Annotated in this window: 9 protein-coding genes and 1 pseudogene; 5 read left to right on the top strand and 5 right to left on the bottom strand. The window is 55.1% G+C overall.

All coding sequences use genetic code 11. The annotated features are described in order from the left end of the window. Positions 1-3 precede the first annotated feature (3 nt). Positions 4-834, top strand: a complete 831-nt coding sequence (locus tag GA0061100_RS28720; protein WP_083961466.1) for a Pnap_2097 family protein — start codon at positions 4-6, stop codon at positions 832-834. Positions 835-907: 73 nt separating this feature from the next. Beyond that, positions 908-1924: an AraC family transcriptional regulator gene (locus tag GA0061100_RS28715; protein ID WP_159444813.1), complete on the top strand. Its 1017-nt coding sequence runs from the start codon at positions 908-910 to the stop codon at positions 1922-1924. Positions 1925-2274: 350 nt separating this feature from the next. Here the strand turns inward: GA0061100_RS28715 and GA0061100_RS34180 are convergent, their stop codons facing one another. Further along, the gene (locus tag GA0061100_RS34180; protein WP_083961464.1) at positions 2275-2712 is read right to left on the bottom strand and encodes a hypothetical protein; all 438 of its coding nucleotides are present in this window, start codon (positions 2710-2712) and stop codon (positions 2275-2277) included. Positions 2713-2984: 272 nt separating this feature from the next. Between GA0061100_RS34180 and istA the strand changes: the two are divergent. Beyond that, positions 2985-4553: pseudogene (istA, locus tag GA0061100_RS28705) on the top strand (IS21 family transposase). Beyond that, positions 4486-5220, top strand: a complete 735-nt coding sequence (istB, locus tag GA0061100_RS28700) for an IS21-like element helper ATPase IstB (protein WP_015341886.1) — start codon at positions 4486-4488, stop codon at positions 5218-5220. Before istA ends, istB begins: the two are co-directional and overlap by 68 nt. A gap of 258 nt (positions 5221-5478) precedes the next feature. On the opposite strand, the gene GA0061100_RS28695 is transcribed toward istB, so the two are convergent. The 3 genes from GA0061100_RS28695 to GA0061100_RS28685 all read right to left on the bottom strand — a co-directional run bounded on the left by GA0061100_RS28695 (position 5479) and on the right by GA0061100_RS28685 (position 11640). After that, complete coding sequence (locus GA0061100_RS28695; RefSeq protein ID WP_075856264.1) at positions 5479-7431, bottom strand: HAMP domain-containing methyl-accepting chemotaxis protein; 1953 nt, start codon at positions 7429-7431, stop codon at positions 5479-5481. 368 nt (positions 7432-7799) lie between these two features. Continuing rightward, positions 7800-10289: a glycoside hydrolase family 3 C-terminal domain-containing protein gene (locus GA0061100_RS28690; RefSeq protein WP_075856346.1), complete on the bottom strand. Its 2490-nt coding sequence runs from the start codon at positions 10287-10289 to the stop codon at positions 7800-7802. Positions 10290-10365: 76 nt separating this feature from the next. Continuing rightward, positions 10366-11640 carry an MFS transporter gene (locus GA0061100_RS28685; protein ID WP_075856263.1) on the bottom strand — a complete coding sequence of 425 codons (1275 nt, stop codon included), beginning with the start codon at positions 11638-11640 and terminating at the stop codon, positions 10366-10368. Positions 11641-12032: 392 nt separating this feature from the next. Here GA0061100_RS28685 and GA0061100_RS28680 point away from each other — a divergent pair, with 392 nt between their 5' ends. Next, entirely contained in the window at positions 12033-12671 is a 639-nt protein-coding gene (locus GA0061100_RS28680; protein ID WP_075856262.1) for a TetR/AcrR family transcriptional regulator, read from the top strand. 269 nt (positions 12672-12940) lie between these two features. Here GA0061100_RS28680 and GA0061100_RS28675 read toward each other — a convergent pair whose 3' ends face one another. After that, positions 12941-13840, bottom strand: a complete 900-nt coding sequence (locus tag GA0061100_RS28675; RefSeq protein WP_075856261.1) for a LysR family transcriptional regulator — start codon at positions 13838-13840, stop codon at positions 12941-12943. Positions 13841-13953: the final 113 nt, after the last annotated feature.

Here is a 13953-nt window from a genome sequence, read left to right as displayed (position 1 = left end):
ATAATGCCGTCCGCCTTAACTTCGGCGCGCTCGCCGATCGATCCAATGCAGATAGCCCTTTATCCGCATATTCTGCTGGGCATGCCGCATCTGACGCCGTTTGGACTCGCACGGACGTGGCTGATGAAGGAACTCGGACATCGGCACTGGCTGATGCTGGCCAAACGATTAGGTATGGCGACGGCCGACTTCCGTTCGCCCGAAGGGAATGAAGCTTATGCCGCCATCTCGGCGCTCAAGGTGAATGCCCGCCTGTCAGCGGCAAAAGCAAATGATGTGCTATCAATCCGCTCCGAACTCTACTCGGTTTCACACGCTCGGATGGAAAGCGTGCATCACTTGGCAATCGCTGATGTCGAGATTGGTACAGTCACTTTGCAATCCACATTCGTTGCAAGGGCAGGCAAGGACAATAGGTCTATAACGCGCTCGCTGGTCAGGCACTTTCGTGCTGAAGGACCGGTGCTTGAGAGCTCTCTGGCCCTCGAGGTCGCTCAGCTTCGGGAATGGGGCAGCCGTTTCGACCGTGAAGAGGACAACGCCGTTTTACGAGAGTTTTCGTTCCGCCCCAGTCCGTTTGAAGAGTTCAACGGCGCCGGGCTCTTCTACTTTGCGGAATTCATCGCTCTTGTCGGGCGCGCCTTCTGCAATTGGGAAGGCAACGCTGCAGCCGCGTGGCTCGATCAGCCACTTTCATTGCTTTTCCTGGGCAATATCGATCCGGGCGAGGCGCTTTGGATAGGTCTTCACGCCGGGTTCAGTGAAGTTGGCGTGCGATGCTGCACGATTAAGCGTAGCGATGGCTCAATTGCTGCAAGGGTTAGATCCGGTTAGCTTGCCAGCGAAATCTACGAAATATTCCCGATCGGCCGGACGAGGCGCCTTCTTTCAACTCCGGGAGCAGGGAATGAAGACTACACCGACCGGTCTCACTTTCGAGCCTACGAAAGATGCTAAAGCAATGAACAAGATTGTACGAACAAGGGAGTATGGTAGGGACCCGGAAAAGCTCGCAGCAATTATTTCCAGCTCTACATCTCGCTTTGCCGTGGAGCGCGTTAGCGACGGCTTCTCTTTTGATTGCCAGGTGGTTACCACTGGCCCGTTGACGTTCGTGCAGGCAGCTTATGAGGGAGAAATCTGGAACCGCCGGCAGGCGGCAGGTGACAAATTGGTTTTGCTCTTTCCGCAGAGCGGTGGGGCAACTATCCACATGAATGAGCAAGACTTGGTGTCCGCTCCCTCTCAGATCACAATTGTTGATTCGGCTTATAATAAAGGTATGAGTATCTGCGGCCCACGCAGTCACTTAACCGCAGTATTATCCTTCGCGGAGTTGCAAACGCGTCTATCTAATTTATTTGGGATACCTGTAAAAAGAGATATGGGTTTTCACCCGGAAATCGATATTTCAACTGGACCGGGGTTATTGCTCAAACAGCTTGCTAACTTACTGAATGAAGGCTTGAGGGACGAATCTCTTCTCCAAAAGTCGCCTATGGCGCTAACCAATCTGGTGGACGGCTTCCTCAACCACCTGTTATTCTCCGTGCCACACGCCTACTCGAAAAAGCTGCACACAGAAGTCAATGCAAACCCCCGCCATGTAAAGCGCGCGATTGAATTTATGCGCAGTCACATAAGTCAGCCGATTACATTGGAACAAATTGTAGCTGCCTCTGGCGCGGGAATGCGTGCATTGCAATTAGGGTTCCGACAGTTTCAGTCCGCCACACCAATGGGCTATCTTCGTAATCTCAGATTGGAGGCTGTTCAAGCAGAGCTAGCAAGTAATCCAGCGACAACGTCGGTCTCTGATGTTGCGACAAAATGGGGCTTTGCCCAGATGGGAAGATTTGCAGCGGACTATCATGCACGTTTTGGCGAGCTCCCCTCGCAAACATTGCGTAATCGAAGGCAATAATCGCCGTTTCTGTTGGCCAGGGCAGCCGCAGCTGAGGTGTTGCCTGTGGCTTTCCTGAGTGAGTTCCTGACTACCTTTCCAGTGGGACGGTATGGTGATTCAGTCCGCGCGTCGTCTATAGCGACAAAGAGCAACTCAAGAGGACCTTGTAGGTTGTCAGCAATTGCATACTCATTGGAAAATCACTCGTTGAATGAAATACCACCGATCGAACCTAAAACGGCGAAGCCAAATCAGAGAATCCTTCGCCAATCGCATTGACTAAGTCAGTTATCGAGAACGACTGCAAGCGGCCAGTCTTGTCTGCAAGTCGAGACTAATGACGTTGGTATCAAGCTTCTTTCTCCATTTCAAACGAAGTCTAAACCGGCAGGAAGTAAACCGAGGTAATTTAATGAACCGTAGACCGCTGCGAACACGATTATCACAAGCAGGAAATAGCCAGCGCACTCTAACACGACCTTGACGACGTTAATCGGGTCGGAGGAAATCCGTTGAGCGTAATGCCACTTTATGGCGAAGAACATGCCCGTGCCTAACGCGAAAACCTTCAACGGAAAGAAGACTAAAGGGAACCAATCCATCGCTCTCAATTTCCTAACTTTGATAAAATCTATCGTACGGAGGTTTGTCTGCCGCTTCAGCAGCTTGTTTTGTCCTTTAAACACACCGTCGAACTTCACTTCGATCATCAAGCCGGATGAATCGGTTTGGCCCATGGTCCCGGGCAACCGACCACCTGACGCATAAACACCAGCCTGGATGTCCTGTTCGAGAGCGTCGCCCAACCGATGTATTTTAGCCGGCCGCCGCCGACAATTCGCGTTTTCCACATGACCCTAACCGATAGTGTATGGCTTGATATCCATACACTACACATACTATCCGGACATTCGGATTTGAAGGTCTATCTGGAACTCGCGCGAAATGTCGCAGGCGGTAACTTGTGATTAGGCATGGAATAAGGACCCCGCATTTGGGGTGATCGGCGTCCAAACGGGACCCCCATTTGCGATGGGGTTACAACAGCCTCCGGTTTAATCGGAGGCTTTTTATTTGGATGCTTGTTGTGGAGACAATTCTGAAGATACGGCGACTTTCCCGCGTGCAGGGCAAGTCGATTAAGGCGATCTGCCGGGAGCTTGGTGTATCGCGCAAGGTGGTGCGGAAGGTTCTGCGCAGCGATGAGACGGAGTTCAAATACGAGCGGGCCCGCCAACCTCAGCCGAAGCTCGGTCCTTGGCGCAATCAGCTCGATGGAATGCTGTTTGCCAATGAGGCCAAATCCTCTCGGGAACGGCTGACGCTGATCCGGCTGTTCGAGGATTTGCGCGAACTCGGCTACCAGGGCGGTTACGACACCGTCCGGCGCTATGCCCGAACCTGGGCGAAGGAGCGCGGCTCGGTGACGGCGGAAGCCTATGTGCCGCTCTATTATGCGCCGGGCGAGGCTTACCAGTTTGACTGGAGCCACGAGATCGTCGTGCTGAATGGCGTGACGACGACGGTGAAGGTGGCGCATGTCCGGCTCTGCCATAGCCGGATGATGTATGTGAGAGCCTATCCGCGCGAGACGCAGGAGATGGTCTTCGATGCCCATGACCGGGCGTTCGCGTTCTTCGGCGGGGCCTGCACGCGCGGCATTTATGATAATATGAAGACCGCGGTGGAAACGGTCTTCGTCGGCAAGCAACGGCAATACAATCGCCGCTTCCTGCAGATGTGCAGCCACTACCTGATCGAGCCGGTGGCCTGCACTCCGGCGTCAGGATGGGAGAAAGGCCAGGTCGAGAACCAGGTCAATCTGGTGCGGGAACGCTTCTTCACACCCCGACTGCGCTTCAAATCCTACGACGAGCTGAATGGCTGGCTGCTGGACAAATGCATCAGCTACGCCCGCGCCCATAAGCATGTCGACCAGACAGAGCGCACGATCTGGGAGGTGTTCGAAACGGAGAAGCCGCATCTGGTCAGTTATCCCGGTCCGTTCGATGGCTTCCATGCTGTGCAGGCCTCGATCGGCAAGACCTGCCTCGTGCGCTTCGATAACAACAAATATTCTGTGCTGTCGACCTCGGTCGGTCGCCCGGCCGAGATACATGCCTATGCCGACCGCATCATCATCCGTCAGGACGGCGTCGAGATAGGCCGGCACGACCGCAGCTACGGCCGCGGCGAGACGGTCTATAATCCATGGCATTATGTGCCGGTCCTGACTCGAAAGCCGGGAGCATTGCGCAATGGTGCGCCGTTCCACGATTGGGTTTTGCCTGCCGCCATGGAGAAAGTGCGACGCCGGCTGAAGGGCATGCATGACGGCGACCGGCAGATGGTGTCGATCCTCGAATGTGTCGGTCTGGACGGGCTCCCTGCCGTCGAGGCGGCCTGCCAGGAGGCGCTCGATCAGGGCGTGTTCTCGGCCGCCGTCATCATCAACATTCTGGCCCGCAAGCGTGACCCGCAGCCGGCTGCCATCCTTTCCATTCCCGATGCGCTTCGCCTGACTCATGAGCCTCTGGCCGATTGCGCCCGTTACGACAGCCTCAGGAGGGCAAGCTGATATGGAACGACCCCAAATCCTCGACATGATGGGCACGCTGAAGCTGTTCGGCATGCGCAGCGCCTATGACGAGATCATGGCCTCCGGCATAAAGCGCCAGCACGAACCGCCGCGCATCGTGGGCGACCTACTGCAGTCAGAGATCGCCGAGAAGCAGTCTCGCTCCATCAAATACCAGATCGCTGTTGCCAAGCTGCCGCTGGCCAAAGACATCGACGACTTCGACTTTACCGACACACCGGTCAATGAAGGGCTGGTGCGTCAGCTCGCGACCGGGGCCTTCCTTGCCGAGCAGCACAACATCGTTCTGGTCGGCGGGACCGGCACGGGAAAGTCCCACCTGTCCATCGCGCTTGCTCGTGCTCTGATCCGCAACGGAGCACGCGGGCGCTTCTTCAATGTCGTTGACCTTGTCAATCGGCTTGAGACGGAGGCACGTGGCGGAAAGCAAGGGCGGCTGGCCGACTTCATCACCAGGCTCGACTTCGTCATCATGGACGAGCTCGGCTACCTCCCATTCGCCCAGGCCGGCGGGCAGCTCCTCTTCCATCTGATCAGCAGGCTCTACGAGCGGACCTCAATCATCGTCACGACGAACCTGGCGTTCGGCGAGTGGCCGGCCGTGTTCGGCGACGCCAAGATGACCGCCGCTCTGCTCGACAGACTCACTCATCATTGCGAGATCGTTGAGACCGGGAATGAATCCTGGCGCTTCAAAAACCGCTCTCAAAGCTAAAGCCGAAAAGACAAACAATCCGCGCCCGCAGGCCCCTGCGCTAAATGGAAAGCTCCGGGCCTACGCGCGCTGACCCTATGCAACCAGAGGCAGGGGTCCCTTTTGGGAGCCGATAAGGGGTCCCGTTACAACGCCGATTGACAGTAACTCGCCGAAAACGAATCCTGGAACGCTTCCCCTTCGTGAGAACTGACGAGGTGGCCCGTGATTTGCGGTTAGCGCGAGAAATTCGTCCATGCGCCTGCGGCAGACCTTCGTTCAAAACTCCTCCCAATCGCTTGCCAATGCCACGTTTCCTCCGAACGATTGGACCACTTTTGCTGCCATTCGACGGACTGGCGTAGCCGATCGGGGGATGCTGGTGATGGACGGCGTCGGTAACTTCCGCGTTGCGGCTAGATCCGCTCCGGTGTCGAACTGGCGGAGAAGATGGAACAATGCGTCAGCCTCCTGTGCGAGGCTATATGCCGCAGCCGTAGCCTGCTCAACCATTGCGGCGTTTTGCTGCGTCCCCTGATCAATCGTGTTTACGGCGGTATTGATCTCTTTTAAGCTTAACGCCTGCTCCTTCGAAGATTGAACGATGGCCGTGACGTTTCCATCAACCTCCTCTACTTGAGCAACGATCTCTTTCAATGCATTTCCGGTTTCTCCTACCAGGATTACCCCGTTTGTAACATGGTCGTTTGAGGTGGTAATCAGCTCTTTTATCTCCTTTGCTGCCTTGGCGGAACGCTGTGCGAGTTCACGTACCTCTTGCGCAACGACCGCGAAACCCTTGCCCACTTCTCCTGCACGAGCCGCCTCTACGCCGGCGTTGAGTGCCAGCAGATTGGTTTGGAACGCGATTTCGTCGATGACACCAACGATATTGGCAATGTCTGCGGCTGAGGCTTCGATTTTGCCCATAGCGCCAATGGCATTGCGAACGACGCCTCCGGACCGCTGGGCGCTAACTTTCGTCTGGCGGACAAGCTGACCGGCGGCTTGAGCACGCTCGCTCGAATCGGTCACGGTCGTGGTGATTTCTTCCAGTGCTGCCGCCGTCTCTTCGACCGATGCGGCTTGCTGTTCGGTCCTCTGGGAGAGATCGTTTGAGGCGGATCGGATTTCCTTGGCTCCGGCGGCTATTGCACTCGCATTTTCGGCCACCTTTTGCATAGCAACTCGGAGTTTTTCGACGGCAGCGTTGAAATCTAGTCTTACTTTGTCGAGTGAGGGTATGAATGGCACGGTGATCTGTTGAGTCAGGTCGCCATTCGCCAAGGCCTGGAGTGCGCCGGCAAGCTGACGAACTGCATCGCTCGTTTGCTCGGCAATGACGTTTTGTTCGCGCGCTTCCTCCGCGAGCCTTTCACGTTCGACTACCGCCCGTTTCGTTTCAATTTCAGCCTCTTCCTCCGCCTTTGCCGAGATCGCATCCCGAAGCGTGGCAACAGCGCGTGCTAGCATCCCAATCTCATCGAAGCGCGCTTCAAGATGGCGGTTACCTTCGAGATTGCCTTCGGCCATTGCCTTCAACGATTCGCGAAGCTTTGACAGTGGGTTCACCACGGAGCGAGCCGTAATTCCGACCGCGACCATCGAAAGAAGGATCGCGATCCCGAGCGCTGCGAATGCAAGCGACTTGAAACCACTCGCTATCCCGCGGACATCGACCCCGATAGACTTGTTGAGGCCTTCCTGATAGTCGATGAACTTATTGATGGACGCGAGCCAGGCGACGAAAAGCGGGCGCGCCTGCTCTGACAGAATTTTTTTGGCCTGTTCACCGTTCCCCGCGTCCTCGAGTTCGATGATTTGCGCGACTAGAGGATTCGTCTTCCCCTGTATGTCGCCAATTTCGGCCAGAATCGCTCTCTCCTGGTCAGTTGCAGCATCCGGAGCGGCTACCATCTCTGCCATGCGCTTCTCGTTTTCCGCGTAAGAAGCCGCAAGTTTTGCGATTACCGCTATGGTTTGCTTCCGGTCTGCCTCGCTTTCGAGTAGCGCGACATCGCGGATGGCGATCGCCCGATCATGCACGCTTCCGCGGAAGTTAATTGCGTAGCGCTGCTTCACACTGTTGACATCGTTTATCGTCGTCAAATCGCGGTTGATGTGATCGACCTTGGTGACGGAATAGACGGTAAGCCCAACCATCAAAAGAAGAGTGAAGCCGAAGCCGATGACGAGACGAGCGGCGACTCCAAAGGTTTTGAAGGGGTTCATGATGGTTCCTATATGTCTAAGATGTGGGAAGTCGCCGCTGTATTTGGCCAGGGGCTTTGTTAGGGCTTCGCCAAAGCAAACCGCCTTCATGGCGGTTGGAAGGGTCGCTGAGTTGCTTCGGTTGTTCTGAATTTGGATTCAACTGCTTTCCGAACGATAAATTTCTATTGTCGGAACTATCCAAATTTTGGCTGAATTATTGAGATTACGCAAAAATCGTGCGCATTGCAGGCGAATCCGGCGTTTCGGGATCGGAAAGGTGCCGACGATGAAAAAACGGCGGCCAACGGAATAGAACTGATTGAATTTCGCAGCGCTCCCAACGCGTTATGCTATTCGCCAACGGAACGCCAAGATCAGAGGTGATGTTAAGGGGCGGATTCCGCAGGTTTGTCTTTTACGCTTTTCACCAGTTCGGTCCACGAGGACGCAAGACGAATTTTGAACGAAGAGCAAACCTCGCCTGCATTGCGTGCAATCAAAAGCTCGTAATCCCCAGCCTCAGCTACAAATCCGCCCAGCTCGATGTCGAAATAGCTGAGATCGCGCAACCTAATGGTTAAATTGGCTTTGCCGCTTTCTCCTGGTTGCAATGTCAATTTTGCAAAAGCACGCAATTCCTTAGAGGGTCGCTCGATCGTATTTGCGAGAGGATGCACGTAGAGCTGCACGACCTCTGCACCTTCTTTCTCTCCCACATTGGTTAAGTCGACAGTGACTGAGATGCCATCGGCTCCCATTTCTGTGCTTGAGATCTTTGGCAAGCCCCAATCGAAACGCGTGTATCCGAGACCAAAGCCGAATGGAAAGAGCGGCTCAATTCCGGTCATATCATAATGACGATATCCGACGAAGATTCCTTCGGCGTAGTGCACGCGGCCGTCCTTGCCGGGATAAATGGATAAATCGCTCGTGATGGCGGAACTATCCGTCACCCGTTTCGGAAAGGTTTGTGGCAGGCGACCACTCGGCTCGGCGTCGCCAAAAAGGACATCAGCGGCCACGTTACCAAGTTCCTGCCCCGGATACCACAATTGCAACACGGCGCGGACTTTGGTGAGCCACTGCATTTCGATCGGTCCGCCTGTCTGCAGGATCGCCACGGTGTTGGGATTGATCGCGGCTACCTTCTCGATCAATTCGTCCTGTCGTCCTGGTAAACGCATATCGGGCAAATCCAGACCTTCGGTATCCCACTCACCATTGCGGCCAACGAAAACCAGAGCTACATCGGCAAAACGTGCAAGCTCTATGGCCTCGTCAATTGCCTTGGTGCTGAGGGGTTTCTCCACTCCGAAGCGGATTCCGGTCAAGTTGACGCCCGCTGACATGGTGGTAGGAGATGCGAATTCAACAACGATCTGGTACGTGCGGCCCGCCTCGAGCATCAGATTGTGGCGCTGTTCGGTGTTGGCCGTGCCGAAATAATTCTCGCCAGCTGTCCAATCGTCGTAGCCATTGATGGTCAATTCGCCGTCGACGTACAGCTTGGCTAGTCCGGCGTTGGTCATCCCAATATTATGTTCGCCGCTCTCTTCGGGAACAAAGGTCGCGCTCAGTCGCGCTGAAAAGTCGGTGACGACGAGTTCCCGGGCGGGAAGATCAAACCAAAGGAACTCTCCGGAATCAGCGACTTCCGTATGAACTGACGATCCTTGGCACGTACGCCCCGTGAAGTACTCCACGGTGACTTCGCCTCTGAACACGTCAATCAGTCGATTATTGCGGCAGCCTTGTGCGTAGCAAACGCGATCGTCACCTAAAGCATTGAGGATGCCTTCAAGCGGACTTACCTTATAGTGAGCATTGATTTGCGCACTGCCTCCACCGGTGACATGGGCCACTGCGGCATTTGGACCGATTACTGCGACCCGGTTCAGTTCGCTTTTTGCAAGTGGTAGTATCCCATCATTCCTGAGAAGCACGGCGCTCTCGGCGCCTAGACGGCGTATCAGCGCGCGGTCTTCTGGAAGATCGACAGCCTCCTCAGCGAGATCTGATGCGATATCAAATGCGCCAAGACGCCCAAGCAAATTAAGGATACGCCGCGCCGCATTGCGCACGGTTTCGGCCTCAACTGCTCCGGTGTTGACGGCGCTAACAAGCTTCGCGCCACGGTCTCTTGCCGGCCCTGGCATTTCCAGATCCAGCCCCGCATTGATTGCTTCAACAGTTGAATGGGAACCGAACCAGTCCGACATGACAATGCCGTCAAAACCCCATTCCTCTCGCAGTACGGTCGTCAGCAACCAGGCATGCTCACTGGTGTAAATGTTATTCAATTTGTTGTACGACGACATGACAGCCATGACGTTCGCCTTCTTCACCGCCTGTTCAAAAGGCAGAAGATATATTTCCCGAAGTGCTCGCTCATCAATGTCGGATGAGATCGTTTGCCGCTCGATTTCTGACTCGTTGCCAACAAAATGCTTGATTGTTGCTGCTACCCCTTGGCTTTGAACGCCCTCAATATAGGCAACAGCAATTTCAGACGTCAGCAGCGGATCCTCCGAATAGCATTCGAAATTTCGGCCGTTCAGACCTGTGCGGTGGATGTTGACCGTCGGAGCGAGCAGCACCGACGCCCCTTTGCTCTTGGCTTGATTGGCCAGCGCCATACCCATGCGCCCAACGAGTGCTGGGTTCCATGTTGCTCCAAGTCCGATTGCAACCGGAAAGCAAGCGGATTTTACTCCGCCAACCAAAGAGCCTGCACCGCGTGCGCCGTTTGGACCGTCGGTTACCTTAATCCTCGGTATGCCGAGGCGTTCGACTTGTACCGTCGTCCAAAAGTCGGCACCGGAAAGCAATGCAACCTGTTCTTCAAGTGTCATTTCATCGAGAAGGTCGTCAATCACGGTCGTGTCCTCCAGCCGGTCCATTTATTGAATAGCGGCAGTCGCCTCCGCCCGCCGCTACATTGCGTAGCAACTCTCAGCGCACGCCACGCACCGGAACGATGGCCAGCGCGCCAAGAAAAGCGCTGATTGCTGCTGCGGAATAGAGCGCCGTATAGTTCTGGCTGACGGCAGAGCTAATCGAAAGGAGCAGGGGGGCTACGGCCGGGGCTATCGACTGAGGTACGGCGTTCGCGATGTTCAAAACGCCTAAGTTCTTCGCCGCGTGAGTCTCCCGATTGGGCAAGACATCCACAACAAGCGCCTGATCGACAGCCATATAAACACCGAAGCCGACGGAGGAGATGGCAACGCCTAAAAAGAATAAGGCTAGATCAGCAGCAACAATAATGACTCCGATACCGAGCGCATAAGTTGCCGCCGCAGTAAAGACGAAAATCTTCCTACGGGCTAGTCGATCAGAGAAATATCCGGAAATTAGCGACGAGACAACGACGCATGCGGTCGTGATCAACGTCGACGTAAACATGACGTGACCGATGTCGGCGCCAGAAACGCCATGGCGGTCGGTAAGATAATAGACCTGATATGAAGTCAGGATCGCGAAGCCGAAGCAGACGAGGAAACGGCTCAACCAAGCATAGCCGAAATCTGCATGCTTCACCGGATTGACCCAAAAGCTCGCTGCGAATTCTCTTGTAGGCTGCGCCTTCAAAGGCACCTCATTATTCGTAGGCCTGTCCTGAAACAAAAGCGTGAATATCAAGATTGCAGCAAGGCCGATTCCGGCTGGCACGAGGAACATTGCGTTATTCGTCGTTCCTGTCACGGAAATAACGGCGCTACCGATGAGCAGACCGACATATATAGACATACCCGCGAGCGCCGAGACCAGGCCGCGTTGTCGTTCGGGAACTTGGTCAGGAACGACGGCAACGAGGGCTGCAAGCATGCCATTGTAGGCCATTTGGACTACACACCAGGCAATGGCAATGATGATAAGGCTTGATGAGTACGCAATTACAATTTGACTAAGGGTCCCGACCAGAGCGCCACTGATAAGCCAAGGCTTTCGGCGGCCAAATCGAGATCTAGTACGATCGGAAAGTTGCCCGAAAAGGGGATTGGCAAAAAGAGCAAATAACGCGCCAGCCCCTAAGATTGCGCCTAGGCTTGCGCCTTTGCCCTCAGGGTCAAGTGCCTGAACCCTAATCGCCAGCGCAATTGCGATGGGCGTGAGCACGGCGACGTAAAATCCCAGATTGGCAAGCGTAAAGCCAACAATGAACGGTAAGCCAACGCCTCTCGCCTGGGAGTGGTCTCCAGTCGTGCCAGTTTTTACAATATCCATTTTTCTCCCCTCGGTTGCCTTCCTCAAGTCGAGGCAAGGTAGTCTCAAAACAACCCGAGTGAGCGGTCTGTTTCGGAATCGGCGATAGACTCGCGAAGCTTTCCGCCACTCATGAGCATCAAAGACACGATTCAGGCCGGACCAATTCCGCATGATACTGGGACTAAACCAAACCCAGGACCGTTCATTGGAGGGCCTGATTAAGGCTGCGCGCTGGTCAACGAGCGCAGAAGCCTTACTCCTCCTAAATTACCGACCGAGTACTCGGTAAATTATATATTGTCAAGTTATCACATGAGGGAACGCTTTCGGATTTTTGCAAACTTGCTAAACACAGCCCACGTGAGCTCATTCATTTTAAGAATTGCGAGTAGACCGAGCGGAGGACCCACATGGCAGAGCGCAAGCAGGAAGTACGAGGCGGTCAAATGAAATCACGTGGCACGTCGGCAAAGGGTGCCAAGCGCAAGGAGGCAATTATGGCTGCCGCGATACGTCGTTTTGCTGAAGACGGATATCAAAGCGCTTCCATCGCCTCGATTGCCGATGATGCGGGATTGTCGCAGCCTGGTCTGCTGCACTATTTCCCGACAAAGGTCGACCTTTTGTTAGCGGTGCTCGAACAGCGCGATCTCGAAAGTGCTTCCGTCGTCCACGGTACCGCGGAGTGGCGAGGCTTACTCGGCGCGATGGGGGAGGCGGTACGACGAAACGCCCAGGTCCCCGCCGTGATCAAGGCCTTCGCTGTACTAAACGCCGAGAGCCTAACGGCTGAACATCCCGCACAGAGCTGGTTCCTAAAGCGTTCGAGAAGTCTCCAATTGAATATCGCTGCCAGTTTCGAAAGAGCAGCGGCCCGAAAGGAAATCCGGGGGGATGTCGACTGCCGCGCAATTGCGGCCGAACTCATCGCGATGATGGATGGGCTGCAGATGCTTTGGCTAAGAGATCCAGACGCGGTCGACATGGTGCGCGTGTTCGATGGCTATATCGACCGATTGATCGAGAGCATCGCATCTGACAGGAAATGAGTATTCTCCTTGGGGATCTCAGGATAAGGGCCGACTCTAGTGAGCATGGGCTTCGACTATGTCGGCCGAATTCAGCCCACATGTTTTAGCTTCGGATTAGCGGCGCACCTCGGATAGGCAAGATCGGAATAGCTCACGCGCGGCCGCAAATACAGCAGTTCCGGCGCATAACAACGGCCCGAGGCGAGTGTTCCAATGGGATGAGAAAATCCGCCATTTTCTTTTGGGCGGACGTCGAGGTCGATATGCTGTCAGCCCTTGCGCGAATTTTAGCGACCGTCGTCCGCCTGCATCTGTCTGCTCAGCCAAATGCGGAAGGCCTCCAGCGGAGGGTAATTGGCACGCGACTGCGGCCAGACCAGCCAGTAGGACCCCGATCCGGCTACAGACCGCTTTAAAACCGGAATGAGACGCCCCTCCACAGTTTCGATGTCTGCAAGATAATCAGGAAGAAGAGCCACACCGAGCCCAGAAATGGCGGCTTGCGTCATCGTCGCGAACTGATCGAAAAGCATTCCCGTTACATTCAGTGGTTTTGCGCCTTGCGCAGCGAACCAGATATCCCAGGCGTTGGGCCTCGTTTCCAATTGCAAGAGTGGCAGACCGGCCATGTCGGCAATGTCGGCAATGGGATGTTCAACCAGGAGCGCCGGCGAGATGCAGGCCGTCAGACGTTCCTCGAACAATTTCAAATGGTCGGCATCCCGCCAATCATCCGCTCCGAAATGAACGGCTGCATCAAAACTCTCGGCGGCAAAGTTAAAGCGCTTGAGCCGCGTAGCGAGGTTGATCGTGATACCGGGATGCTTGACCAGGAAAGCGCCCAACCGTGGCGCCAGCCATCGCGTGCCGAAAGCCGGCAGGATCGCCAGCGACAGGGTGCCACCGCCTGGATTGGCGGCAAGTTCCATGCTGCTCCGCTGAATAAGATCAAGCGCGCGACTCACGTCCCGTCCGTAAGCATGGGCGGCTTGGGTCGGAATGAGCTTTTGCCTGTGTCGCTCGAAAAGCGGCCGGCCAAGCTGTTGCTCCAGATTTTGCACGAGGCGGCTCACCGTGCTCTGCGTCAGATCAAGCTCACGCGCCGCCGCTGCGGTCGAACCGGTCCGCAAGACGGCCTCGAATGCAGAGAGAAGACTCATGGAGGGAAGGAATCGGCGCGGGCGCATCAAACCTATGCACTTTATGAATTATATCACGACAAAATAGGGTTATTTCTCGCGCATGGCAATCGTTAAATACATAGGAAAGGCAGCTTCGACATCCGAGGTCGCATTTCATT

The organism is Martinezella hainanensis, from assembly GCF_900094555.1.
Lineage (GTDB): Bacteria > Pseudomonadota > Alphaproteobacteria > Rhizobiales > Rhizobiaceae > Rhizobium > Rhizobium hainanense.
Note: the sequence above shows the minus strand (reverse complement) of the source record. Positions and strands in the feature narration are given on the sequence as shown.

Coding starts and splice junctions, on each gene's coding strand:
- GA0061100_RS28675 (WP_075856261.1), bottom strand. CDS start 13,840: ATGCGCCCGCGCCGATTCCTTCCCTCCATGAGTCTTCTCTCTGCATTC.
- istB (WP_015341886.1), top strand. CDS start 4,486: ATGGAACGACCCCAAATCCTCGACATGATGGGCACGCTGAAGCTGTTC.
- GA0061100_RS28680 (WP_075856262.1), top strand. CDS start 12,033: ATGGCAGAGCGCAAGCAGGAAGTACGAGGCGGTCAAATGAAATCACGT.
- GA0061100_RS28715 (WP_159444813.1), top strand. CDS start 908: ATGAAGACTACACCGACCGGTCTCACTTTCGAGCCTACGAAAGATGCT.
- GA0061100_RS28685 (WP_075856263.1), bottom strand. CDS start 11,640: ATGGATATTGTAAAAACTGGCACGACTGGAGACCACTCCCAGGCGAGA.
- GA0061100_RS28720 (WP_083961466.1), top strand. CDS start 4: ATGCCGTCCGCCTTAACTTCGGCGCGCTCGCCGATCGATCCAATGCAG.
- GA0061100_RS28695 (WP_075856264.1), bottom strand. CDS start 7,431: ATGAACCCCTTCAAAACCTTTGGAGTCGCCGCTCGTCTCGTCATCGGC.